The organism is Brevundimonas sp. GW460-12-10-14-LB2 (assembly GCF_001636925.1).
Taxonomy (GTDB): Bacteria; Pseudomonadota; Alphaproteobacteria; order Caulobacterales; family Caulobacteraceae; genus Brevundimonas; species Brevundimonas vesicularis.
The window spans coordinates 2,724,675-2,749,778 of the sequence record NZ_CP015511.1; the positions used below are offsets into that span (position 1 = coordinate 2,724,675).

20 protein-coding genes are annotated in these 25,104 nt (G+C 67.8%); 14 read left to right on the forward strand and 6 right to left on the reverse strand.

Annotated features, from left to right (window positions below):
* Positions 1-57: 57 nt before the first annotated feature.
* Positions 58-525 (forward strand): MarR family winged helix-turn-helix transcriptional regulator, encoded by a 468-nt coding sequence (locus tag A4249_RS13500; RefSeq protein ID WP_066553507.1) that lies wholly within the window; start codon positions 58-60, stop codon positions 523-525.
* On the opposite strand, the gene A4249_RS13505 is transcribed toward A4249_RS13500, so the two are convergent.
* The gene (locus A4249_RS13505) at positions 522-989 is read right to left on the reverse strand and encodes a universal stress protein (RefSeq protein WP_066553509.1); all 468 of its coding nucleotides are present in this window, start codon (positions 987-989) and stop codon (positions 522-524) included. The two genes, A4249_RS13500 and A4249_RS13505, sit on opposite strands and share 4 nt — an antisense overlap.
* Positions 990-1,062: 73 nt before the next feature.
* Positions 1,063-5,919 carry an NAD-glutamate dehydrogenase gene (locus A4249_RS13510; RefSeq protein WP_066553515.1) on the reverse strand — a complete coding sequence of 1,619 codons (4,857 nt, stop codon included), beginning with the start codon at positions 5,917-5,919 and terminating at the stop codon, positions 1,063-1,065.
* 462 nt (positions 5,920-6,381) lie between these two features.
* On the opposite strand from A4249_RS13510, the gene A4249_RS13515 reads away from it, so the two are divergent.
* Positions 6,382-7,278 (forward strand): hypothetical protein, encoded by an 897-nt coding sequence (locus tag A4249_RS13515; protein ID WP_066553518.1) that lies wholly within the window; start codon positions 6,382-6,384, stop codon positions 7,276-7,278.
* On the opposite strand, the gene A4249_RS13520 is transcribed toward A4249_RS13515, so the two are convergent.
* Both A4249_RS13520 and secA read right to left on the reverse strand, forming a co-directional pair.
* Entirely contained in the window at positions 7,279-8,439 is a 1,161-nt protein-coding gene (locus A4249_RS13520) for an aminotransferase class V-fold PLP-dependent enzyme (protein WP_066553521.1), read from the reverse strand.
* A gap of 84 nt (positions 8,440-8,523) precedes the next feature.
* A complete protein-coding gene (gene secA, locus A4249_RS13525) occupies positions 8,524-11,373 on the reverse strand; it encodes a preprotein translocase subunit SecA (RefSeq protein WP_066553522.1) in 2,850 nt (949 codons plus the stop codon).
* A gap of 244 nt (positions 11,374-11,617) precedes the next feature.
* Between secA and A4249_RS13530 the strand changes: the two genes are divergently transcribed.
* The 4 genes from A4249_RS13530 to A4249_RS13545 are packed head-to-tail and all read left to right on the forward strand — an operon-like array spanning position 11,618 to position 14,543.
* A complete protein-coding gene (locus tag A4249_RS13530; RefSeq protein WP_231868711.1) occupies positions 11,618-12,523 on the forward strand; it encodes a peptidylprolyl isomerase in 906 nt (301 codons plus the stop codon).
* Position 12,524: 1 nt separating this feature from the next.
* Positions 12,525-13,919 carry a bifunctional glutamate N-acetyltransferase/amino-acid acetyltransferase ArgJ gene (argJ, locus tag A4249_RS13535; RefSeq protein WP_066553524.1) on the forward strand — a complete coding sequence of 465 codons (1,395 nt, stop codon included), beginning with the start codon at positions 12,525-12,527 and terminating at the stop codon, positions 13,917-13,919.
* Complete coding sequence (locus tag A4249_RS13540; protein WP_066553527.1) at positions 13,916-14,329, forward strand: (deoxy)nucleoside triphosphate pyrophosphohydrolase; 414 nt, start codon at positions 13,916-13,918, stop codon at positions 14,327-14,329. The genes argJ and A4249_RS13540 overlap by 4 nt, the downstream gene beginning before the upstream one ends.
* Positions 14,330-14,354: 25 nt before the next feature.
* Complete coding sequence (locus tag A4249_RS13545) at positions 14,355-14,543, forward strand: Flp family type IVb pilin (RefSeq protein WP_039246696.1); 189 nt, start codon at positions 14,355-14,357, stop codon at positions 14,541-14,543.
* Here the strand turns inward: A4249_RS13545 and A4249_RS13550 are convergent.
* A complete protein-coding gene (locus A4249_RS13550) occupies positions 14,540-15,442 on the reverse strand; it encodes a class I SAM-dependent methyltransferase (protein ID WP_066553531.1) in 903 nt (300 codons plus the stop codon). The two genes, A4249_RS13545 and A4249_RS13550, sit on opposite strands and share 4 nt — an antisense overlap.
* Between A4249_RS13550 and A4249_RS13555 the strand changes: the two genes are divergently transcribed.
* The 5 genes from A4249_RS13555 (at position 15,441) to A4249_RS13575 (ending at position 18,346) form a co-directional block, all read left to right on the forward strand.
* Positions 15,441-16,235 carry a ComF family protein gene (locus A4249_RS13555; protein ID WP_066553533.1) on the forward strand — a complete coding sequence of 265 codons (795 nt, stop codon included), beginning with the start codon at positions 15,441-15,443 and terminating at the stop codon, positions 16,233-16,235. The genes A4249_RS13550 and A4249_RS13555 overlap by 2 nt on opposite strands.
* Positions 16,236-16,307: 72 nt before the next feature.
* On the forward strand, positions 16,308-16,565 hold the full coding sequence (gene grxC, locus A4249_RS13560) for a glutaredoxin 3 (RefSeq protein WP_055755096.1): 258 nt from the start codon (positions 16,308-16,310) through the stop codon (positions 16,563-16,565).
* A 3-nt stretch (positions 16,566-16,568) separates the two neighbouring features.
* Positions 16,569-17,408 carry a carbon-nitrogen hydrolase family protein gene (locus tag A4249_RS13565; protein WP_066553535.1) on the forward strand — a complete coding sequence of 280 codons (840 nt, stop codon included), beginning with the start codon at positions 16,569-16,571 and terminating at the stop codon, positions 17,406-17,408.
* 6 nt (positions 17,409-17,414) lie between these two features.
* A complete protein-coding gene (locus A4249_RS13570) occupies positions 17,415-17,849 on the forward strand; it encodes a DUF1178 family protein (protein WP_066553544.1) in 435 nt (144 codons plus the stop codon).
* The gene (locus A4249_RS13575; protein WP_066553547.1) at positions 17,849-18,346 is read left to right on the forward strand and encodes a GNAT family N-acetyltransferase; all 498 of its coding nucleotides are present in this window, start codon (positions 17,849-17,851) and stop codon (positions 18,344-18,346) included. The genes A4249_RS13570 and A4249_RS13575 overlap by 1 nt, the downstream gene beginning before the upstream one ends.
* Here A4249_RS13575 and A4249_RS13580 read toward each other — a convergent pair.
* The gene (locus A4249_RS13580; protein WP_066553549.1) at positions 18,343-18,648 is read right to left on the reverse strand and encodes a UrcA family protein; all 306 of its coding nucleotides are present in this window, start codon (positions 18,646-18,648) and stop codon (positions 18,343-18,345) included. The two genes, A4249_RS13575 and A4249_RS13580, sit on opposite strands and share 4 nt — an antisense overlap.
* A gap of 232 nt (positions 18,649-18,880) precedes the next feature.
* Between A4249_RS13580 and typA the strand changes: the two genes are divergently transcribed.
* The 3 genes from typA to murJ are packed head-to-tail and all read left to right on the forward strand — an operon-like array spanning position 18,881 to position 25,102.
* A complete protein-coding gene (gene typA / locus A4249_RS13585; RefSeq protein WP_055755091.1) occupies positions 18,881-20,713 on the forward strand; it encodes a translational GTPase TypA in 1,833 nt (610 codons plus the stop codon).
* A 51-nt stretch (positions 20,714-20,764) separates the two neighbouring features.
* Positions 20,765-23,470, forward strand: a complete 2,706-nt coding sequence (glnD, locus tag A4249_RS13590; protein WP_066553552.1) for a [protein-PII] uridylyltransferase — start codon at positions 20,765-20,767, stop codon at positions 23,468-23,470.
* A 36-nt stretch (positions 23,471-23,506) separates the two neighbouring features.
* Entirely contained in the window at positions 23,507-25,102 is a 1,596-nt protein-coding gene (murJ, locus tag A4249_RS13595) for a murein biosynthesis integral membrane protein MurJ (protein ID WP_066553555.1), read from the forward strand.
* The last annotated feature ends 2 nt before the right edge of the window (positions 25,103-25,104 follow it).

Consider the following 25,104-nt stretch of genomic DNA (forward strand, 5'->3'; position numbering starts at 1 on the left):
GCGCCAGATAGGAGGCGTCAAGCTTGCGATTGTATCGCGTGCGATTATTATCTACCTATGACCTCACCCGCCCCCTCCCCCGCCGCCATGGCCGTCGATGACATGCTGTGTTTCGCCGCCTATTCGGCGAACCTGGCGTTCAACCGGTTCTACAAGCCGCTGCTGGACCGGATGGGCCTGACTTATCCGCAGTTCCTGACCATGGCCCTGCTCTGGCGTGAGGACGAACAGACGGTCGGCCGGCTGGGCGAGCAGCTGTTTCTGGAATCCAACACCCTGACCCCGCTGATCAAACGGCTTGAGGCGGCCGGGCTGGTGACGAGGGCGCGCGACAAGGCGGATGAGCGGGTCGTGCGCGTCAGCCTGACCGACGCAGGACGGGCGTTGGCTGTCGAGGCCGCCTGCCTGCCGCAATCGGTATTGGACGCCACCGAGATGACGCCCGAAGCCCTGACCGACCTGCGCCAAGGCCTGGGGGCGCTGCGCGACAAGCTGCGGGCGGCCCAGCCGCCGGCCGAGGGCTAGGCCAGGTCTTCGATCTCGTCTTCGGTCAGTTCGCCGGGGACGATGGTGACGGGCAGTTTGCGGCCGCCGATCTGCGCGCCTTGTTTGATGATGGCCGAGACCAGCGGGCCGGGGCCGCGCGAGCTGGTTCCGGCGGCCAGGACCAGGATCTTGATGTCGGGATCGGCGGCGACGACCTTCTTGATCGCGGCCTGGGCCTCGCCCTTTTCGATCAGGAAGACCGGCGCGGCGCCGGAGCGGGTCTGCGCCTCCTCGCCCAGGCGGTTGAGCAGGATTTCCGCCTCCTGGCGCTGCTGGCGTTCGATTTCCTCGCGAACGCCCGACCAGTGGGCGTCGCTGTCGGTCGGCAGGACGCGCAGCATGACCACGTGCCCGCCCGTCGATTTCGCCCGCCGCGAGGCGAACCGCAGGGCGGCCTCGAACTCCGGACTGTCGTCGACGACGACGAGGAACTTTCTCGGCATTGCGGCCTCCCCAGCCTGATCAGCGGCTGAAGAGGCCGTGCGACGACGGCTTCGTCAAGCGAAGACCCGCTGCTCAGCCATTCACGGCCGCTGTCGCCAGATCGCGGATCGTCGCGTTGGCGATGGTCAGTTTGGCGAAGGTCCATCCCGAGCCCGACTGTTCGATCTCGTCCACCGAGGCGCGCACGCCCTCGACCGTCGCCTGTTTGGAGCCGATCCAGGCGTCCACGGCGGCCTCGGCCGCGTCCTCGCTGACGCCGACCGACGGATCGGAAGCGCGGGCGACGGCGCGGGTCAAGGCCGCCTGCTCGTTCATCAGGTCTTCGATCAGACGACGGACGGCGAGACGATCGAAATGATCCGCAGACGGAATGGAGCCGGCGGCGGCGCGCAGGCGGTCGAAGTCGAAGGCGGCCCCGACCTGGTGATACAGGCGCGCCATGGCCGCGACCGGCCAGTTCGCTTCCTGCGCCAGATCCCCGATGTCGGAGGCGGCGACGAGGGGGCGCATGATGGCGATGCTGCGGGTCAGATCCTCAGGCGCGCCATGGTCGGCGAAGCGTTTGACGCGCGCATCCAGACGCCCCTGTTCGAAGCGCGACAGGACCGGCGCGCCCTCGGCCTGCAAGGCGTCGGCGATCGGGCGATAGCGGTCGATCAGGGCCTGAACCGACAGACCGCCCTTGGCGCGGCGGGCCAGCCAGAAGGTCTGACGACGCAGGACGACGGCGATCTCCTGATAAAGGGCGATCTGGGCCTCGGCCGAGATCTTCAGGTCCAGGGCCGAAACGGCGTCCCAGGCCTCGTCCAGGCGGAAGACGCGGCGCGCGGCCTCGAAGGCGATGATCAGGGCGGTGGTGTCGCATTCCGCCGAGCCGCGCAGGCGGTCGGGGAAGGTCGGGCCGCACATGTTGACGACTTCGTTGGCCATGACGGTGGCGATGATCTCGCGCCGCAGACGGTGGCTCTTCATCTCCGGCTCGAACCGGGCCAGGGCCTCGGGGAAGTAGCGGACCAGGATCTGTTCGAAGAAGGGATCCTCGGGCGCCTGGGAGGCGACGATGTCGTCCGACAGTTCTAGCTTGGCGTAGGCCATCAGGACGGCCAGTTCGGGCCGGGCCAGCGGGATGCCCGCCGTCATCAGCTCCTTGACGCGGGCGTCGTTGGGCAGGCCCTCGACCTTGCGGTCCAGTTTGCCGCGCGCCGACAGGCTCTGCATGAACCGCTGCTGGGCGTCCAGGGCGCCGACGCCTTCGGCCTGTTGGAGGGTCAGGGCCAGGGTCTGGTCGTAGTTGTGGGCCAGCACCTTCAGGCCGACCTCGTCGGTCATGGAGGCCAGCAGCGGCGTGCGCTCCTCGGCCGGCAGGACGCCGTTGGTCACGGCCGAGCCGACCAGGATCTTGATGTTGACCTCGTGGTCGGAGGTGTCGACCCCGGCGGAGTTGTCGATGGCGTCGGTGTTGATGCGGCCGCCGGCCTGACCGAAGGCAATGCGCCCGGCCTGGGTGAAGCCGAGGTTTGCGCCCTCGCCCACCACCTTGACCCGCAGTTCGTCGGCGTTGATGCGCAGTGCGTCGGTGCCCTTGTCCCCGACCTGGGCGTCGGTTTCGGCCGCCGATTTCACATAGGTGCCGATGCCGCCCAGATAGAGCAGTTCGACCGGCGCCTTCAGGATGGCGCGGATCAGGCTGACGGGGTCCAGCTCGTCCTCGGCGATGTCCAGGGCCGCCTTGATCTGGGGCGTCAGTTGGATCGACTTGGCCGAGCGCGAGAAGACGCCGCCGCCTTCCGAGATCAGGGCCTTGTCATAGTCCTGCCAAGACGAGCGCGGCAGGTCGAACAGACGCTTGCGCTCCGTCCAAGTGGTGAGATGATCCGGGTTCGGATCAATGAAGATGTCGCGGTGATCGAAGGCGGCGACCAGGCGCGTCGCCTTGGACAGAAGGACGCCGTTGCCAAAGACGTCGCCGGACATGTCGCCGACGCCGACCATGGTGAAGGGCTGGGTCTGGATGTCCTTGCCCATTTCGCGGAAGTGGCGCTTGACCGCCTCCCACGCGCCGCGCGCGGTGATGCCCATGGCCTTGTGGTCATAGCCGATGGAGCCGCCCGAGGCGAAGGCGTCGCCCAGCCAGAAGCCGTAGGAGGCCGAGACGCCGTTGGCGATGTCGGAAAAGGTCGCCGTGCCCTTGTCGGCGGCCACGACCAGATAGGGGTCGTCGCCCTCCCAGGCGATGACATTGGCCGGATGGGTCACCGAACCGTCGGCGGCGATATTGTCGGTGATGTCCAGAAGACCGGACAGGAAGGTGCGATAGGCGCGGATGGCCTCGCCCTGAATGGCCTCGCGATCCGTCGTGCGGGGCAGTTGCTTGGGATAGAAGCCGCCCTTTGAGCCGACCGGCACGATGACGGCGTTCTTCACCTGCTGCGCCTTGACCAGGCCCAGGACCTCGGTGCGGAAGTCGTCGCGACGGTCCGACCAGCGCAGGCCGCCGCGCGCGACGGGGCCGAAGCGCAGGTGCACGCCCTCGACGTGCGGCGCCCAGACGAAGATTTCACGATAGGGTTTGGGCAGGGGCAGATCGTCCAGCTCGCGCGAGGCGATCTTGATCGAGATGTGCGGCTTGGGCTGACCGTCGGCGTCCAGCTGGAAATAGTTGGTGCGTTTGATCGCGCCGATCAGGGCGGCGATGCGGCGCAGGGCCCGGTCGTGATCCAGGCTCTTCACGTCCTGCAGCAAGGTGACGATCTTGGCGTCCAGCTCGGCGACGGCCGGCGCGCGGTCGTCGGCCGAGCCCCCTTCAGGCGCGAACTTGGCCTTGAACAGCGACAGAAGCGCGCGAGCCACGTCGGGATATTCGCGCAGGGCCTCTTCCTGCACCGTCTGGGAAGGGTCCAGGCCCGTCTGCTGGCGATAGTGGGCCAGGGTGCGGATCAGGGCGGCGTCGCGCCATTCCACGCCCAGTTCGATCACCAAGCGGTTGAAGCCGTCGCTTTCATTGCGGCCGGTCCAAACGGCGGCGAAGGCGTCCTCGAACGGGCCCTTCACGTCGTCAAAGACCAGCGCCTCGCCGCGCGGATCCTCCATCAGGAACTCGTGGACGTGGATCTCCTCCTCGCCCATGGGACGGATCGGATAGCCGTATTCCTCCAGCGTCTTCAGGCCCATGTCGGCCAGGATCGGCAGGACGTCGGACAGGGGAACGGCGGGGCCGCGACGATAGAGTTTGAAGCGGAACTGCAGGCGGCTGTCGTCCGGCGTGCGGAAGGCGCGCACGGCGACCGCCTTGCCCTCACCCGGCAGGCCCGTCTCATTCAGCCGGTTCACATATTGCAGGTCGGTTGCGGCCTCGTCGGCGTCATAGCGATCGCGATAGGCGGCCCCGAAGGCGCGGGCCCATTGGGCGCTCAGCGGCCCGACGGCGACTTCCTCGACGCCCGAGCGACGCAGGGCGCCTTCGAAACGATCGACCCAGCCGCGACCAGCCTCGGCGACGTCGGTCTCCAGCTGGGCGGCGTCCGGGATCGGGTGGGCGCCGGGCTCCACGCCGATGATGTAGTGGATGCGCACCAGGGGCGCGTCGGACAGCTCCGGATACCAGGCCGAGATGCGGCCGCCCCAAGCGCGAGCGATGATCTGGCCGATACGTTCGCGCACGGCGGAATCGAACTTCTCGCGCGGAATGAAGCACAGGACCGAGACGAAGCGGTCGAACGGGTCCTGGCGCGAGAACAGACGGATGCGCGGCCGGTCGTAGAGGTGAAGGATGCCCAGGGCGATGGACAGCAGTTCGTCCTCGCTGACCTGGAACAGCTCGTCGCGCGGATAATTCTCAAGGATGTTCTTGAGACGTTTCTCATTGTGGCTGCCGGGCGCCTTGTCGGCGCGGGCCAGAGCGTTGGCCACCTTGCGACGCAGCAGAGGCACTTCGGTCGTCAGCTGGTCGTAGGCTTCCGACGTGAACAGGCCGACGAAACGGGTCTCGCCGGTCGCCTTGCCGTCCGGGCCGTAACGCTTGACCCCGACATAGTCCATGTAGGCGCGGCGGTGGACGCGCGAGCGGGCGTTGGCCTTGGCCACCGTCACCGGTTCGCTGAGGTCCAGCTGACGGCGCATCTGGCGCGTCAGGACGGCGGGTTCCGACGCGCGGCGCAGCACGGTGCGCTCGGGATCGGCCAGAATGCCCAGGCCGTCGGTGGACAGGCCCAGCGGCGCCTCGGCCTCATAGTCGCCGTCGGCATTCAGCGGATAGTCGTAGTCGCGCGCGCCCAGGAAGACGAAATGGTCGCTCTTCAGCCATTTCAGGAAGGCGATGTTCTCGGCCAGGACGGCGGGATCGACCGGGGGCGGGGTCTCTTCCAGACGCTGCACGGCCTGGCGCATCAAAGACGTCATGGCGTCGTGATCGGCGACGGCGGCGTGCACATCCGACAGGCTCTGGGCCAGGCCTTCGCCCAGGGCGTCGCGACGCTCCTGAGGCACGCTGTCGATGACCAGCATGATGATCGACAGGCGGCGGCCGTCCAGCTCGACCACCGGGTGGAACAGGGCGCGCACGGACACGGCGGCCTCGGCCAGGGCGCCCATGACGCTGTCGACCAGGAAGGGGGCGTCGGACTGGACGATGCGCACCAGATCGTAATCCAGCACCTTGTCCGACGCGCCGTGCAGCGGGCCGACGGTAATGGCGGGAGCAGCCGCGTCGGTCGGATAGGCCTTGGCGGCGGTCCAGGAGGCGGCGAGCAAGGCGGCCAGATCCTCGCCGCTGAGCTCGGGCGTCTCATCGGCCGAATAGTCTTCGTGCGCCTGGGTCAGATAGGTCTGTTCGACTGCGCCGGGCCCGGTCCCCACGATCTTGGCGAAGGCCGCCTCCAGCGCGGCCTTGGTGATCGGCTGAACGGGTTGGCGCAGATCGTGGGCGGTCATGGACGAGCGGTCTCGAACGACGCGGCAGGGCCGCAAGGGATGCGGCGCGACGGGGCGCCACCCCCGCTGACTAGGCCAGGTCCGGTCGCTCGGGAAGCCCCCGGAGACCGTTCATTGTAATGATCAGTGATCAGGTTGGAATTATTGTGCAGCGCCACAAAGCAGAAAGCCGCCGGACTGGGGGAGTCCGGCGGCCTGCGCGAGCGGCGCCTGGAGGGGAGGGGAGGGCGCCGGCTTCGCTTCGCTGCGGTTCGGAGGGGGAGTGTCCCGCAGCGTCGAAATCGGAAATGGGAAGCCGCCTGCGCCGTTCAAGAGCGCATCAGGCGGAATCTTTCGCGACATTTTGGCGCCTCTGGTTAACCCCTTTGGGCGCCGATGCAGACGTGGCCGGATGAGGGCGACAACGGATTTCGATGCTATGCGTTAGGAGGGGTCAACGGTGAAGCTGGAGCACCCGATTACATGCGTCGCTTTTTGATGGGTTCGATCGTGGCGGCCGTGGTCGGCCTGCTGCTCGCCGGCGCCGGATACTGGGCCTATTGGAACTTCTATTCGCGGTTCCAGCCGGTCACCATCAGCCGCAATCAGGCCGAGGTGCAGCAACTGCTGGACGAGGCGTCCTGGGTGTCGGACGGCAGCGGGGGGCAGGCCCTGTATATCGTCACCTATCGCGACAGCGCCTCGGCCCTGCGTTACGCGCGCGACGAGGCGCCCAAGCTGAAGGCGGCGGGTATCGAGACGCGCTACATCCTGTTCGCCCGCCCCGATCTGGAGGGTGCGGCGCAATCGACGGCGGCGGAGCGAGCGACGGTCGCGGAGCTGTGGCTGACGCGGGACTGGCCGCTTTATCAGCGCTGGATGGCGACCCCGGCCAAAAGCTGGACCGCCGCAGGCGTGCCGCAGGCGGACGGCAATCTGGCGCGCACCGCCGTGGTCGAGGCCGGCCGTCGCTTCAACGAGCGGCTGAGCCAGCTGCTAAAAGAATCCGGCGTCGACATCAGCTATCCGCTGATCCTGTGGCGCGACAAGCAGGGCTTCCTGAAGGCCTGCGGCTGCTCGGACCGGCAGGCCTGGGCATTTATCCGCGACGATGTCGGCGCACCCGACCGGTTGGGCCAGCCCGACGCGGGACCGATCGCGCCCGAAGAACAGGCGCCGGCGCAGGACGTCCGCCCCTCGGCGATGCCCTATCCAGACCTGCCGACCATTCCACCGGTCAATGCGCCGGCTGGAGGCGCCACGCCGACGCCGCCCTCGCCTCAAGCCCGCCCGGCGACACCGCCCGCATCGAACCGACCGGCGACGCCGCCGCGCACGGCCCCGGCGCCGAGCAAGCAGGACGACACGACCTTCTATTGATCAGAGCGTTCGGCAGGCCGCGATCAGGCGATCGACGTCGCCGGCGTCCTGATACAACCCAAAACCGAAGCGGATCACGTCTTCGCGCACATCGGTGACGAGGTTCGCCACCCGCAGACCCGCGCACCAGGTCTGGGCGTCGGGATGACGCAAGGCGAGGAAACGGGCGCGCGGCGCATCGCCCTCGACGGGATTGAGGATTTCGGCCTGAGACAACAGCCCCGCCTGTCCACCCTGAACGGCCTGCTGGAAAATGCTCGCGAGATCGCGCGCATGGGCGGCAACGGCGGCGGTGTCGAGCCCCTGCTGATCCAGCATTCGGCGCACGGCGTTGAAACGGTACAGCGGGGTGCAGTCGAAGGTGGCGCCCCAGAACCGACCACCGTCGCTGCGATACTGGACGCCGCCGGGCGGCCCCGACAGGTCGCCGAACTCCGCGAACCAGCCGGTGACGACAGGACGCGGGCAGAAGCCGGGTGGGGCGTGCAGGAAGCAGACGCCCTCGCCCGACATGGCGTATTTGTAGCCGCCGGAGACATAGAAGACCCGGTCCGCCACCGCCGACAGGTCGGTCGGGGTGGCCATGAAGCCGTGATAGCCGTCGATCAGCACCCAAGGCCCTTCGGGTTTCGCCAGGGCGGCAAGCTCCTCGATCCGGTCGAACAGGCCCCCGGTGCGGAAGAAGACCTGGCTGACCACGATCCAGTCGTAACCGCCCTTGGACGCTTCGGCGATAAAGCGGTCGGCGAAGGTGTCGAAGGGCGCGAGCGCAACGCGCGTGACCACCGCCGCCCCGACCTCTTCCCACCGTTCGGCCTGACGACGGAAGGAGTGGAACTCGCCATCGGTCGCCAGAATACGGACCGGCGTGGTCTCTACGCCCGAAAACAGGCGCAGCAGGAAGTCGTGGGTGTTGGAGGAAAAGACGATGCTGTCGGGCGAGGACAGGCCCAGCTCGGCCGCGACATGGGCCTGGGCCTCGGGGATCACCTGGCCGAAGACGAGGTCCCACTTGTGGTCGGCATGCAGATTGGCGTCGAGCCAGGTCTGCTGCTGCGCTTCGAAACTGGCGTCGGGCCACAGGTGATGGCTGTGCGCGGCGAAATGCAGCCGACCGGGCGCCGCCGACAGGGCGCGGGAGAAGAGGGACTTGTAGGTCATCCCTCTTCTTTAGGACATCTCACCCAGCGCTCAAGCAGCGAGCCGAAGCGCGGCGAGCGAGAGCGCCGCGCGGTGGCTCGCCTCTTAAACCAGAGCGCCGTGGCAGTGTTTGAACTTGCGGCCCGAGCCGCAGGGGCAGGGGGAGTTGCGGCCGGTCATTTCCCAGTCGGGCGGCAGGGCCTCGACGGGCAGTTTGGAGCGGTCGTCGCCGATCAGCGTGCCTTCGGGGTTCTGAGCCGACGGATTGGCCATCTCGTTCTCGCCGGTGCCGGGGTTCAGGTGGATTTCCTGGAACTCGGGCAGTTCGGGCGGCGCCTGGAAGCGGAACTCGACCGTCATCAGCCAGCGGGTCACGTTGTGGCGCAGGTCGTAGAGCAAGTTCTCGAACAGCGAGAAGGCTTCGGTCTTGTATTCGTTCAGCGGGTCGCGCTGGCCATAGCCGCGCAGGCCAATGACGCCGCGCAGGTGGTCCAGGTGGACCAGGTGCTCGCGCCACTGCATGTCGATCATCTGCAGCATGAACTGCTTTTCCAGACCGCGCGTCTGGTCGGCGCCGATCTGTTCCAGGCGTTCGGCGGCGCGGGCGTCGGCGGCGGCCAGCAGCCGCTCCTCGATCTCCTCGTTCGACACGCCTTCCTCGGCGGCCCAGTCGTGCAGCGGCAGCTCCAGACCCAGGGTCGAGCGGACCTTTTCGTCCAGGCCGTCGATGTCCCACTGCTCGGCATAGGCCTTGGGCGGCATATAGCGTTCGACCAGGTCGGATACGACGTCGCGGCGGAAGTCGCCGACCAGTTCCGATAGATCCTCGGAGTCCATGAACTCCTGACGCTGCTCGAACACAGCCTTACGCTGGTCGTTCACGACGTCGTCGTATTTCAGCAGGTTCTTGCGGATGTCGTAGTTGCGGGTCTCGACGCGCTTCTGGGCCGTCTCGATGGCGCGGTTCAGCCAGGGGTGGGTGATAGCCTCGCCCTCCGCCACGCCGAAGGTCTTCATGATCGAGTCGAGGCGGTCGCCGGCGAAGATGCGCAGCAGGTCGTCCTCGCAGGACAGATAGAATTTCGAGGTGCCGGGGTCGCCCTGACGGCCGGTGCGGCCGCGCAGCTGGTTGTCGATCCGGCGGCTTTCGTGGCGCTCGGTGCCCAAGACGAACAGGCCGCCGGCCTCCAGCGCGATCTTCTTCTGGACGGCGATCTCGGCCTTGAACTCGGCCTCCTTGGCTGCTTGCATTTCCGGCGTGACCTCGACGGCCATGTTGCGCTGTTCCAGCAGCCACTTCTGCATCTTCATCTCGAGGTTGCCCCCGAGCTGAATGTCGGTGCCGCGGCCCGCCATGTTGGTGGCGATGGTCACCACGCCCGGCAGGCCGGCGTCGGCGACGATGTAGGCTTCCTGCTCGTGCTGGCGCGCGTTTAGGACGCTGTGCGGAATGCCGCGCAGCTTGGTCTCGTAGGTGATGTCATAGGCGGCGTCGCCGATCTTCTCGGCTTCCTTGGCCTTGCCCGCATATTCCGGCTTCAGCGTCCGCGAGGTCTCGACCTTGTATTCGAAGCGGCTCAGCAGGTCCGACAGCTGTTCCGAACGCTCGATCGACACGGTGCCGACCAGGATCGGCTGGCCGGCGAGGTGGCATTCGGCGATCTGGCGCGCGATGGCCTGGTTCTTCTCGGCGTGGGTCCGATAGACCTCGTCGTCGTAGTCCTTGCGCTGGATCGGCCGGTTGGTCGGCACTTCCAGCACGTCCATCTTGTAGATGTCGCCGAATTCCTGGGCCTCGGTCGCCGCCGTGCCGGTCATGCCCGACAGCTTTTCGTACAGGCGGAAATAGTTCTGGATCGTCACCGAGGCCAGGGTCTGGTTCTCGGGCTGGATCTTGACGTCTTCTTTGGCCTCGATGGCCTGGTGCAGACCTTCGGACAGGCGACGGCCGGTCATCATGCGGCCGGTGAACTCGTCGATCAGGACGATCTCGCCGCCCTTGATGATATAGTCCTTGTCGCGCTGATACAGGGTGTTGGCGCGCAGGGCCTGGTTGGCGTGGTGAACCAGGCTGATGTTGGCGGCGTCGTACAGGCCGGTGGTGTCGGCCGCGAAGTGACCGCCGGCCTCGAGGGCCTCTTCCATCCGCTCGGAACCCAGCTCGGTCAGCAGGACCTGCTTCTGCTTCTCGTCGAGCTCGAAGGTGTCCTTGTCCTTGATCAGGTCTTTGATCAGGCCGTCGAGGATCTTGTAGAGATCCGAACGGTCCTCGGTCGGGCCCGAGATGATCAGAGGCGTGCGCGCCTCGTCGATCAGGATGGAGTCGACCTCGTCGACAATGGCGAAGTTGTGCGGACGCTGCACCATCTCGCGCCGGTCATAGACCAGGTTGTCGCGCAGATAGTCGAAGCCGAACTCGTTGTTGGTGCCGTAGGTGACGTCGGCGTTGTAGGCCTGCTGGCGCTGGCCCTGGCTGAGGCCGTTGACGATGACGCCGACCTCAAGGCCCAGGAAGCGATAGACCTTGCCCATCGTCTCGGCGTCGCGGCGGGCCAGGTAGTCGTTGACGGTGATGACGTGCACGCCCTTGCCGGGCAGGGCGTTCAGATAGACCGGCGCCACGGCGACCAGGGTCTTGCCTTCGCCGGTCCGCATCTCGGCGATGCCGCCTTCATGCAGGATCATGCCGCCGGCCAGCTGAACATCGTACTGGCGCTGGCCCAGCACGCGCTTGGAGGCCTCGCGCACGACCGCAAAGGCTTCGGGCAGGATCTTGTCCAGGGTCTCGCCGTTCGCCAGCCGATCGCGGAAGGCGTCGGTCATCATCCGCAGTTCGTCGTCGGACAGGGCGGCGAACTTGGGCTCCAGCGCATTGATGCGCTGGGCGTGGTCCTGGAAGGCCTTGACCTTGCGGTCGTTGGAAGAGCCGAAAAGTTTCTTGGCGAAGCCGAGCATATTGGATCCGGTAAGCGGTCGAGCGTCTGCGAGCTGAGCGGCTCTGAAATCCCGTGAGGGGCGGCGATACGGACGCCGTGAGAGAGGCCCTGACCGACCGCAGCCCCGGAGCGCCGCATCAGGCGCGCGCGAAGGGCCGCGCAGACGATCAAAACCCCTCGACTTGGGCGCAGGCGGGACTTAAGCACCGGCCTAACCCCTGTCAACGCGAGGGGCTTTCGGCCGCCTTCGACGGAGCGCCCCCTTGACCCCCTTCCGGCGATCTTCACGCATCCTGACGGCGGCCTTGCTGACGGCGGCGCTTTCGACCGCCGCCTGTTCGCGTAGCGGCGACAACCGGCCGCCCGAACAGGGGGACCAGGCCGTGGCCACGGTCCAGGACGAGACCATCTGGGCCTCGGACGTGAAGCGCGAGGCGGTTGCCCAAGGTTTGATCGGCGAGGACGAGGCGCTGGATACGACGTCGGATCTCTTCCGCCGGGTGCTGGACGAGGTGATCGACCAAAAGCTGCTGGCCGGAGAGGCGCAGCGGCGTCGACTGGATTCCTCGCCTCTGGCGCAGCGGCGACTGGAAGCGACGCGCGAACGCATCCTGGGCGACATGCTGGTCGAGAGCGTGGTCAACAAGGCCGTCTCGGACCAGGCGGTGCAGACCCTGTATAATGAGCAGCTGCGGCTGGCGAAGACCTCGGAAGAGATCCGCGTGCGGTTGATCCTGTCGCGCACCAAGCCCGAGGCGGACGCCGTGATCGGCATTCTGGGCCAGGGCGCCGGCTTCGAGGCGGTGGCGGCGGAGCGGTCGATCGACGAGGCGACGCGGTTTTCCGGCGGGGATCTGGGCTATTCGACGCTGGACGTGATGCCCCAAGCCTATGCCGACGCCCTGCGCGACAAGCCGGCCGGTGCGACCGTCGGGCCCTTCCAGACCGAGGGCGGCTGGGCCGTTCTGAGAGTCGAGGACCGGCGCAAGGAAAACCCGCCGACGCTGGAACAGGCCCGACCGCAGATCGTGCGCTATCTGACCTATGAAGGCGTGCGACAGTTGCTGGAACAACTGCGTGGCAAGGCCAAGGTCGATGTCCGCCTGCCCGCGCAGACGCCGCCCGCATCGCCCGCTCCTTCCGCCCCTTCCGCTCCTCCGGGCGCCTGACATGACCAAGCCTCCCTCCACGACCGGCCAGAAGATCGAGCATGCGTTCGAAAAGGCGCTGGACCCGTTCGCCACGGCGCTGAAGCGCGCCACCCGCACGCCGGGATCGGATGCGGCGCCAACCGCCGCGCCTGCGCCGGCCGCCGCCGGCAAGCCGGGTCTGGCCATCTCGCCCTTAGCCGTGCCGTTTCCGACCATTCCGCCGATTGGCGGGGTCGAGATCGCGACCGCGCGCGCCGGCTTCTACAAGCATGAACGTGACGATCTGGTGGTGTTCCGGTTCGCGCGGGGGACCAGCTGCGCCGGGGTCTTCACCCGCCACAAGATCGGCTCGGCCCCCGTGGACTGGTGCAAGAAGCATCTGGCCGGGGCCGAGGGCGGCAAGGATGTGCGCGCCCTGGTTATCAACGCCGGATGCGCCAACGCCTTCACCGGCAAGGCCGGCGCGGACGCGGCGCGGCGCACGGCCTCGGAGGTCGCCAAACGGTTCGGCTGTCGTCAGCGCGACGTCATGCTGGCCTCGACAGGCGTGATCGGCGTGGTGCTGGACGACAAGAAGATCGTCGCCAAACTGCCCGAGATCGAGAACGGACTGGAGGCGGACGCCTGGGCCCGGGCCGGTCGCGGCATCATGACCACCGACACCTTCCCCAAGGGCTCCTACGCCGAGGCCGAGATCGAGGGCTACAAGGTCCGGATCGCCGGCATCGCCAAGGGATCGGGCATGATCGCGCCGGACATGGCGACCATGCTGGCCTTCATCGTCACCGATGCGGACATCCATCCGAACGTGCTGCAGGCGCTGTTGGGCCTGCACGTGCGCACCACCTTCAACAGCGTGACGGTGGATGGCGACACCTCGACCAACGACACGGCCCTGCTGTTCGCCACCGGCACCTCGGGCGCGCCACGCATCGGGCGGGTCGGCGATCGCCGCCTGAAGAGCTTCTCGGCCGCCCTGGACAAGGTGATGCTGGACCTGGCGCACCAGCTGGTGCGCGACGGCGAAGGCGCGACCAAGTTTGTCAAGGTGACGGTGGACGGGGCCGCCTCGCCCGCCTCGGCCCGCAAGCTGGCCAAGTCCATCGCCGACAGCCCGCTGGTCAAGACCGCCATCGCCGGTCAGGACGCCAATTGGGGCCGGGTCGTCATGGCGGTGGGCAAGACCGAGGAGCCGGTCGACCGCGACCGTCTGGCCATCAAGTTCGGTCCGCACCAGGCCGCCATCGACGGCGCCCCGTCCCCGACCTATGACGAGGCCAAGATGACCGCCTATATGAAAAACCCCGAAATCGACATCATCGTCGACGTGGGTTCGGGCCGGGCGTCGGCGACCGTGTGGACCTGCGATCTGACCAAGGGCTACATCGAGATCAACGGCGACTATCGCTCGTGACCGCTGCGCCCCTTCCCACCATCCTGGTCGTCGCCGTCGCCCTGATTGACGTGGATGGACGGGTGCTGATCGCCAAACGTCCCGAAGGCAAGAAGCTGGCCGGGCTGTGGGAGTTTCCGGGCGGCAAGGTCGAGCCCGGAGAGCGGCCTGAACAGGCCCTGATCCGCGAGCTGAAGGAAGAGCTGGGCATCGACGTCAGCGAAAACTGTCTGTCGCCGTTCGTTTTCGCCAGTCACGCTTACGATTCGTTTCACCTGTTGATGCCATTGTATCTGTGCCGACGGTGGGACGGCGTGGTCACGGCGCGTGAACACGACGGCCTGGCCTGGGTGAAGCCGAACAAGCTTTCGGACTATCCCATGCCGCCGGCGGACGAACCTCTGGTCGCCTGGTTGCGCGACCTGCTCTGACCACCGCCGACCAGGGAGGCCGGCCATGCGACGTCTTATCGGCCGGTTCCTGCGCAATGAGAGCGGGGCCACAGCCATCGAATACGGCCTGCTCTGCGCCCTGATCTTCCTGGCGATCGTGACCTCGATCAGCGCCTTGGCGAACAGCCAAAACGGCGGCCTGGCCGCAACGGTGAACAAGCTGAGCGCCGCCATACAGGCCGCGATAAGCTAGTCCGGCTCTTCGCCCGTCATTTCCCTGACGCCCAGCGCATCGGCCAGCCGCGTCTTGGCCGAGCCGCGCGGCAGAGGCTTCTGCTGGCTGTCGTGGGGTTTCCAGCCGGCCAGATGGATGATCTCGAACGTCGCCTGTATGCGGCCGTCGTCGAGACCGTAGCGCTCGGCATAGAGGGCGGCGGCGCGCGCCACGATACGTCGGCTCAGCGGCCGAACGGGTCCGTGCAGCACATTGGTCTCGCCCATTGCGCGCAGGTCGCGGATCAAGGCGAACAGGTCGGCGTAACGGACGGTGAACCGATCCACGTCCGATACCGGCAGGGCGAACCCGGCGCGCTGCAACAGGGCCGCGCCGTCATAGCCGTCAGCGAAGGGCGAAACCCGCGCCTGGGCGCCGCCGCGCTCTTCCAGCTCGACCTCGGTCAGGACGGCGCGAAGCTCTTTCAGCGTGCCCGCGCCGAACAGCGTGCCGATGAACAGGCCGTCCGGTTTCAACACGCGCCGGATCTGGGCCAAGGCGCCAGGCAGGTCGTTGGCCCAGTGAAGAGTCAAAAGGGAGACGATCAGATCGGTCGAGGCGTCGGCCAGCGGCAGCGCATCCGCGCCTGGCGCTGCGCGCTGGGCCAGGGAGACAGGCGTCTGGATGAGACCGACGCGGCCGGCGGCGTCGCTGGACCGAACCGCCGCATCGAACACGCCTGGATGAGCGGACAGATCGACCGCAACGGGAAAATCGCGCAGTATGGCTTCCAGGCTCTCGGCGGCGTTGGCGGCGGCGCGGGCGTGCAGGAAGTCAGCCTGGGGGAACCGGGTGGCGGACCGCGCCAGCCGCGCCTGACGTCGAACGGCGTCGAAGATGCGTGGGGGGCCTTCGGAAGGGGATTGGGGGGCGGTCATGGACGCACAGGATGGGGGCTGGCGGCGCGCCTGGGAAGGGGCGGGCCGTCACTTGCGCGGAGCGGGGCGGGGACTGGCCGACCTGATCCTGCCGCCGATGGCGCATGACAGCCGAGAGGCGACGGCTGCGGCCGGCCTGACGCCCGACGCCTGGAGCCGGATCAAATTTCTAGAAGCGCCGGTCTGCGACGGCTGCGGGGCGGCCTTCGACTTTGACGGCGGCCCCTTCGCCGAGGATCGCTGCGCCGCCTGTATCGCCAGGCCCTACGCCTTCGAGAGGGCGCGCGCGGCCTGCCTGTATGACGAGGCGTCGCGTGGCCTGATCCTGAGGTTCAAGCACGGGGACCAGCAACAGTTCGCGCCCCTGTTCGCGCGCTGGATCGGACGCGCCGCCGCCGATCTGGTCGAAGACGCGGACGTGATCCTGCCCGTGCCGCTGCATCGGTTTCGCCTGTTGTCGCGGCGCTTCAATCAGGCCGCCGAAATCGCCCGGCCGCTGGCCCGGCACGCCCACCGCGACTATTTGCCCGACGCCCTGGTCCGCACGACCCACACGACCAGCCAGGGCGGCAAGAGCCAGCGCGGGCGGCGGCTGAACGTCAAGCAGGCCTTCGCCGTGACCAAGGCGGGCCGGCGTCGGATCCGGGGGCGACGCATCCTTCTGATCGACGATGTGTTGACCACTGGCGCGACCGGAGAGGCCTGCGCGCGCGCCCTGATTGACGGCGGAGCGCGCGCCGTGGATCTCGCCGTCATCGCGAGGGTGCGAAACGCCCGTGAACTGACTATGTGAAGAGCGCCCTATCGCTCGCCGCGCGGCGGCTCGCTGCTTGAGGGCGCTGGATTTTATTTTGGAGATCTGAACTTGGCCGACGTCGTCATCTACACCAAGCCTGGCTGCCCCTACTGCTTCAGCGCCATGTCGCTTCTGAAGAAAAAGGGCGTGGACTATACCGAGATCGTCGCGTCCAACGATCCCGACAAGAAGGCCGAGATGGTCGAGAAGTCAGGCGGCCGCATGACCTTCCCGCAGATCTTCATCGACGGCCAGCACGTCGGCGGTTCCGACGACATCCACGCGCTGGATCGCGACGGCAAGCTGGACGGACTTCTGGCCGCCTGATCCATGAGCAGCGGGCTCGACATCGCCCTGATCCAGACGCGCACGCCGGCGACGGCGCGAGCGGCGCTGGCCCATGTCGAGCCTCTGATCCGCGAGGCGGCGTCGGGCGGGGCGAAGTTCGTCCTGACGCCCGAAGGGACTAATGTCCTGGAGCAACGCCGCGACCGGCGTGATGCGGCGATCACGACTGAGGACGAGGACGTCGTCGTTCTGGGTCTGCGTCGTCTGGCGGCGGAACTGGGCGTCTGGCTGCTGATCGGTTCGGCCATCGTCCGGTCAGGCCAGGCGGGAGATGGCCGCGCCGCCAATCGGTCGCTGCTGATCGATGCGTCGGGCGGGATCGTGGCCCGATACGACAAGCTGCATGTCTTCGATGTGAACCTGCCCAATGGCGAGACCTATCGCGAAAGCGCGACGGTGAGGCCCGGCGACGGGGCGTCGGTAGCGGACACGCCCTGGGGCCGGCTGGGCCTGACCATCTGCTACGACATCCGCTTTCCCCACCTGCATCGCCAGCTGGCCAAGGCCGGGGCGTCGATGATCGCCGTCCCGGCCGCCTTCACCGCCCCGACAGGCGAGGCGCATTGGGAAACCCTGTTGCGCGCCCGCGCCATCGAGACGGGTGCGTTCGTCCTGGCCCCAGCGCAGGGCGGACTGCATGAGGACGGTCGCCGCACCTGGGGGCGATCCACCGTCGTCGGCCCGTGGGGTGAGATCATCGCCAAGGTGGATCACGACGAGCCTTGCATCGTGCGTGCAAAACTGGACATGGAGGCCGTGGCCAGGGCGCGCGCCGCCGTGCCCAGCCTGACCCACGATCGCGATTTCCTGCCCGCTGTTTAACGCCCCATGATCCGCTACGCCCTGAAATGCGACCAGGCCCACGCCTTCGAAGCCTGGTTCGGCTCCTCGACCGACTATGACGATCAGGCGGCGCGGGGGCTGGTGGAATGCCCGTTCTGCGGTTCGCACGCGGTCGACAAGGCGATCATGGCTCCGGCCGTCAGCGGCGCCCGCAAGGCCGATCCCGCCTCTGACGTCGCCGCCAAGATGCAGACAATGATGATGGCCGCCGCCCGCGAGGTTCGCGCCCATGTCGAGGCCAACTTCGACTACGTCGGCGACACCTTCGCCCGCGAGGCGCGCGACATCCACGAGGGCCGATCCGAGAAGCGCGAAATCTATGGCGAGGCCACGCCCGCCGAGGTGAAGAAGCTGAAGGACGACGGTGTTCCGGTCTCCGCCCTGCCTGACGCGCCGCCAGACCCGTCCAAGGTGAACTGATGACCCTGCAATGGCGGCCCATGCGGCCCGACGACATCGAGGCGGTGACGGGGGTGGCGCGGCTGTCGTTTCCCGATCATTTCGAGGACCGGGCCTGTTTCGAGAACCGCCTGGCGCTGTATCCGCGCGGATGTTTCGTTCTGGCGGACGGTGACGAACCGGCGCGCGGCTATCTGATCGCCTATCCGTGGAAGGCCGAGAGCGCGCCGCCGCTGAACACGGTGATCGAGGGCCTGCCGGCCCAGCCGGACCTGATCTATCTGCACGATCTGGCCCTGCACCCCGAGGCGCGGGGCGGGGGCGTGACCGGCGCCATCGTCGAGCGACTGGCCGAACAGGCGACGGAAGACGGATGGCCCGCCATCGCCCTGGTCGCCGTCAATGACGCCGTCGGGTTCTGGTCGCGACACGGTTTCGTCGAGCAGCCCGCCGAGGCCATGGCGGCCAAACTGGCTAGCTACGGCGCCGACGCCCGCTATATGCTCCGGCCGCTCTAGCGCCGATTGAGCGCGGTCTGTCCGCCCGCGCGCACGAAATGCGTGCGTTGAGGACGGGGCAGAGCGACATAGGCCCGACGCCTCATTTCACGCTCGCAGACGCTGGCGTCGCCAAGGCTGTCGGGCGTCAGGATCGCGCGATGGACGGCGCACCAGTCGCGGCTGGCGGCGCGGATGCGACCGGCCAGGATCATCGCCTCGCCAGGTCGGGCCATATTCAGTCCCTCGGCGTTCACATGCATGTCCGGCGCCTGGCCGGTGCCCAAGGCGGCGGCAAGCGCGGCTGCGATCATCAAACCCATCGTCATCTCCCATCGGAATGGGCCTGCGTCAGGCCCGTCGTGGGAAGGAGGCGTCCGTCGGCGGCGTCAGATGCGGCGTCGGGGATGAAATATCGGTAAGGCGGCGATCAGCGCGGCGAACGCCCGCTCTGGTCTTTCTGTCCACATGCCTGTAAGAGGCGCGCGCCTCCCGCATGCCTTTTCATGACCAGCGGCCGCCCGTATGCCGGCCGCGCCTTTTCGCGATACTCAAATGAACCTGCGCAACGTCGCCATCATCGCCCACGTCGACCACGGCAAGACGACCCTGGTGGACCAACTGCTCGCCCAGTCCGGCGTCTTCCGAGCCAACGAGGCGCAGACCGAGCGCGCGATGGACTCCAACGACCAGGAAAAAGAGCGCGGCATCACCATCCTGGCCAAGTGCACGTCGGTGCTCTGGAACGGCAAGGCCGGTGAAACCCGCATCAACATCATCGACACCCCCGGCCACGCCGACTTCGGCGGCGAGGTCGAGCGCATCCTGGGCATGGTGGACGGCTGCGTCATCCTGGTCGACGCCGAAGAGGGCGTCATGCCCCAGACCAAGTTCGTGCTGACCAAGGCGCTGAAGATGGGCCTGCGCCCGATCCTGTGCATCAACAAGGTCGACCGCGCCCACGCCGATCCGGACCGCGTCCACAACGAGACCTTCGACCTGTTCGCCGCCATCGGCGCGACGGACGAGCAGCTGGACTTCCCGCACATCTACGCCTCGGGCCGCAACGGCTGGGCGACGCTGGACCTGAACCAGCCGAATGACAATCTGGCTCCGCTGTTCGACCTGATCGTCGATCACGTCCCGCCGCCCGCCGTCCAGGCCAACCGCGACAAGCCCTTCCGCATGCTGGACGTGCTGATCGAAAGCGATCCGTTCCTGGGGCGTCTGCTGACCGGCCGCATCGAGAGCGGCAAGGCCGTTCCCGGCATGGCGATCCATGCCCTGGACCGTGAAGGTAAGGAAATCGAACGCGGCCGCATCACCAAGGTGCTGGCCTTCCGCGGCCTGAAGCGTCAGGCCCTGGACGAGGGTTCGGAAGCGGGCGACATCGTCGCCATCGCCGGCATGTCCAAGGCGACCGTGGCCGACACCCTGTGCGCCATGGAAGTCACCGAGCCTCTGCCCGCCCAGCCGATCGATCCGCCCACCATCTCCATGACCGTCTCGGTCAACGACAGCCCCCTGGCCGGTCGCGAAGGCGACAAGGTCCAGTCGCGCGTCATCCGTGATCGCCTTCTGAAGGAGGCTGAGGCCAACGTCGCCATCCGCGTGACTACGACCGAAGGCGGCGACGCCTATGAAGTCGCCGGCCGTGGCGAACTGCAGCTGGGCGTTCTGATCGAGAACATGCGCCGCGAAGGCTTCGAGGTCTCGATCTCGCGTCCGCGCGTGGTGTTCCAGACCGGCGAGAACGGCGAGAAGCTGGAGCCGATCGAAGACGTCATGATCGACGTCGACGACGAGTTCTCGGGCATCGTCATCGAGAAGCTGTCGGCGCGTAAGGCCGAAATGACCGACATGGGCCCGTCGGGCGCCGGCAAGACCCGCATCAGCCTGAAGGCGCCGTCGCGTTCGCTGATCGGCTATCAGGGCGAGTTCCTGACCGACACGCGTGGTTCGGGCGTGCTGAACCGCGTGTTCAGCCACTATGAGCCGCACAAGGGCGCCATCGCCGGTCGTCTGAAGGGCGTTCTGATCTCGAACTCGGACGGTGAAACCGCCGCCTTCGCCCTGTGGAACCTGGAAGACCGCGGCATCATGTTCGTCGGCGCCGGCGAAAAGACCTATCAGGGCATGATCATCGGCGAGAACGCGCGCTGGGACGACCTGGACGTCAACCCGATCAAGGGCAAGCAGCTGACCAACGTCCGCGCCTCCGGCAAGGACGAGGCCGTTCGCCTGACGCCGCCGCGCCAGATGTCGCTGGAACAGGCCATCGCCTATATCGACGACGATGAACTGGTTGAAGTGACGCCCAAGTCCATCCGCCTGCGCAAGCAGACGCTGAACCCGTCGTTCCGCAAGAAACGCGTTCGCCCGGAGTAGTCAGCAATCCCTGACTGACGAGCGGTGGGATGCGGCCTATAGACGGCTGACATGAACGCCTCGCCCAGTCTGGATGACCGCCTTGACGAGGCCGCCCGCGCGGAAGACCCGCGCGCGGCGGTCTCTGTCGTTTTGCGCGAGACCTATGACGCCGCCCGCGCCCGGGCGGAGCGCAAGCTGGACGGCGGCATGAAGGGCCGCGATGTGGCGCGTCTGTACGCCGCCGCCGCCGACGAGATGCTGGCCGGCCTGTGGCGGGTGGCGACCCAGACGCTGTGGCCGACCTCGCCGGTCGAGGCCGAGCGGCTGGCCCTGGTCGCGGTCGGGGGCTACGGCCGGGGCGTGCTGGCGCCCCATTCCGATCTCGACCTGCTGTTTCTGAGATCGTCCAAAGCGACGCCGCGCGGCGAGCAGGTGATTCAGTTCGTCCTCTATGTGCTGTGGGACCTGGGGGCCAAGGTCGGGTCGGCGGTGCGCTCGGTCGAAGAGTGTCTGAGCCTGTCGCGCACCGACATGACGGTGCGGACGACCCTGCTGGAGGCGCGTCCGCTGGCGGGGGACGAGGCGCTGGCCCAGCTGATGATCGGCCGGTTTCGCGACATGGTGTCGAAATCCGATCCGCGCTCCTTCATCGCCGCCAAGCTGGAGGAGCGGGCTGCCCGGCACGAAAAGGCCGGCTCGACCCGCTACAAGGTCGAACCCAACGTCAAGGACGGCAAGGGGGGCTTGCGCGACCTGAACACCCTGTACTGGATCGCCCGGTCACTGGCGCCCGAAAGCCGGCTGGGCGCGACGGTGATGGACGAGCTGTTCACCCCGCGCGAGCGACGAACGTCGGACGAGGCGTTCGACTTCCTGTGGCGGGTCCGCATACATCTGCATCTGATCGCGGGCCGGCCCGAGGAAAAGCTGACGTTCGACATGCAGCCCGAGGTGGCCCGGCGCATGGGCTGGCGCGGGCGCGGCGACGAACCGGCGGTCGAGCGGTTCATGCGGCGATACTTTCTGGTGGCCCGCGACGTCGGCGCCCTGACGCGCGCCATGTCGGCTAAGCTGGAGGCGCGCCACCAAAAGACGGCGCACGGCCTGTCGCGTCTGATGGCGCCGTTCCGGCCCGCCCCCCGGCGCAAGCTGGAGGTCGAGGGGTTCTGGATCGACCAGGGCCGGTTGTCAGTCGAGGGGCCGGAGGTGTTCGCCGCCGATCCAGTCAAGCTGCTGACCCTGTTCGTCTGCGCCGACAAGCACGACCTGGACCTGCATCCGGACGCCTTTTCGGCGGTGACGCGATCGCTGTCGCTGGTGACGCCCCGGCTGAGGCGCGATCCGGCGGCGACGCGCGCCTTCCTGGACGTTCTGGCGCACGGGCAGCGGCCCTATCGCGTCCTGACCATCATGAACGAGACGGGTCTGTTGGGTCGGTTCCTGCCCGAATGGGGGCGGATCGTCGGCCAGACCCAGTTCAACATGTACCACGCCTATACGGTCGACGAGCATACGCTTCAGGCCATCGGCATCATCAACGACATCGCGCGCGGCAAACTGAAGACCGACCACCCCATGGCCAGCGAGATCGTGCACCTGATCTCGGACATGGAAGCCCTGATGCTGGGCATGCTGCTGCACGACGTCGGCAAGGGCGGCGAGCGGGGGCAGCTGGAGGACGGCGCCATCGCCGCGCGCCGGGCGTGCGAGCGGCTGGGCGTCGATCCGCGCCGGATCGAACTGGTCGTCTGGCTGGTGCGCAGCCATCTGGCGCTGTCGGACTACGCCCAGAAGCGCGACCTGTCGGACCCGGCGACCATCCGCGCCTTCGCCGAACTGGTCGGCGACCCCGAGCGGCTGCGGATGCTGCTGGTCCTGACCGTCGCCGATATCCGGGCCGTGGGGCCGGGGGTGTGGAACGGCTGGAAGGGTCAGCTGATGCGCACCCTCTACAACCAGGTCGCCGCCCTGTTCCGTGGCGAGGACGTCACGCGCGAGGATCCGCTGGCGGCGCACCCGGCCCTGGTCCAGCGGGCGCGCGAGACGGGCGCGGCGGCCGAGAGCGCGCCCACCGCGCCGGTGCAGGGGCTGACGGTGCAGACCACCGAAATCTCCATCGCAGCGGCCGACCGACCGGGCCTGTTCGCCGATCTGGCCCAGACCATGGCCGCCCTGGGCGCCGACGTGACCGACGCCCGCGTGGCGACAGAGGACGGTGTCGTTCTGGACGTGTTTCGTGTTCAGGACGGAGCGGGCCTGCCCTATGGCCAGGCCGAGCCGCGTCGCCTGAAGGCTTTGGTCGAGGCGCTGGAAAAGGCCGCGCGGGGCGAGGGCCGCATCGGCCAGGCGCCCGATCCGACGGGCAATGCGCGCAAGGCGGCCTTCGAAGTCCGGCCCGTGGTCATGGTCGATCACCACGCCAGCGAGGTCGCCACCGTGGTCGAGGTGTCCTGCGCCGACCGGCCGGGGCTGCTGGCGGACCTGTCGCGCGTGTTCAACGACGAAGGCCTGAGCATCCGCTCCGCCCATGTCGCCAGCTATGGCGAGCGGGCGGTGGACAGTTTCTACGTCGTGGATCGCAAAGGGCGGAAGATCACCTCGGAACAGCGGATCGCCGAACTGCGCACCGCGCTTGAGGCCGTGCTGGACAGCCGCGCGCCCGCGCCCGCCGGACGCAAGGTCGCCTCGGCCCGCGCCAGCGCGCGCGACGTCTCCGACCTGGGCCGCCGCAGCCCGCGCGCAAAGCCCGTATCGCCCGGCGAACAAGCGCGCTAAGCGACAACCTTCCTCCGCGCCCTGTCGAATGTCCGCATGAGCCTCGCCCGAAACACCCTGGTGCAGTCGACCCTGACGCTGGGCAGTCGAATTCTCGGCTTCGTGCGCGACATGGCGCTGGCGGCGCGCTTCGGCCAGGGGCCGATGATGGACGCCTTCACCACGGCGTTGATGCTGCCCAACATGTTCCGCCGCCTGTTCGCCGAGGGCGCCTTCGCCCAGGCCTTCGTGCCGGTCTATGGCGGGGTTCGGGCGCGCGAGGGCGAGGAAGCCGCCGCCGTCACGGCGTCCGAGGCGCTCAGCTTCATGCTGGCGGTCGTCGCCGGCTTCTGCATCCTGCTGCAGGTCGTGATGCCCTGGATCATGCCGTGGCTGCTGTCGGCGTATCAGGGTCAGCCCGAGGTGCTGCGCGCCGCCGTGATCGCAACCCAACTGGCCATGCCCTACCTGGCCTGTATGACCGTGGCCTCGCTGCTGTCGGGCGTGTTGAACACCGGGGGTCGGTTCGCCCTGTCGGCGGCCGTGCCGGTGTTTCTGAACCTGTGCACCCTGGCCGCCCTGATGCCGCCGGTGATCCTGCCGATCCCGCAGGAGACGGTGCTGCTGATGGTGACGGCGGCGGTGACGGTGTCTGGGCTTATCCAGGCCGGCCTCTTGTGGTGGGGCGTGCGGCGTCTGGGCGTGCGGCTCAAGATCGGCCTGCCGCGCATCACGCCGAATGTGCGTCACACCCTGGCGCTCGCTGTGCCCGGCGCCCTGGCGGGCGGGGCGCTGCAGATCAACTCTCTGGTGTCGCAGTTCCTGACCGGGTCGGACGAGGGCGCGCGTTCGGTGCTGTATAACGCCGACCGGCTGTATCAACTGCCGCTGGGCCTGGTGGGGGTCGCCATCGGCCTGGCCCTGGTGCCGCGCCTGACCAAGGCCTTCGTCGACGGCGATCACGAGGGCGGGCAGAAGACGCTGGACGACGGCATCAACCTGGCCATGGCCTTCACCCTGCCGGCGGCCGTGGCCCTGTTTGTCATTCCCTTCTTCATCATCGACGCGACGGTGACGCGGGGCGCCTTCACCTCGGCCGACGCCGCCCGCACCGCCGACGTTTTGCGTCAGTTCGCCTGGGGCGTGCCGGCCTTCGTCCTGGCCAAGGTTCTGACCCCGCCCTTCTTCGCGCGCCAGGACACGCGCCGTCCGATGATCTTCGCCGTGGCCAGCGTGGTCATCACCGTCATCCTGGGCTCGGCCCTGTTCTTCTGGTTCCGCCGTCAGGGCTGGGACGGAGTGCTGGGCCTGGCCATCGCCACCAGCACCTCGGCCTGGGTGAATGTCGCCCTGCTGGGCGGGGTCCTGATCCGCGAGAACAGCTGGCGGCCGTCGCCGGCCTTTTTGTCGCGCATCGCCCGCGTGATCGCCGCCAGCGCCATGATGGCCGCCCTGCTGTTCGCCGCCGACGTCTTCTATCCGCAGCTTAGCCGCCTGTTCCTGGCCAAGGAGATCGCCGTCCTGGTGGTCTGCGGCGCCGGGGCCGGGCTTTACGGCTTCTGCCTGCTGGCGTTCCGGGCCGTCACGATCTCGGAACTGAAGGCCACGCTGAAGCGCGAGCCCGGCGGCGGCGCGGTCTCCGGTCTGGACTGACA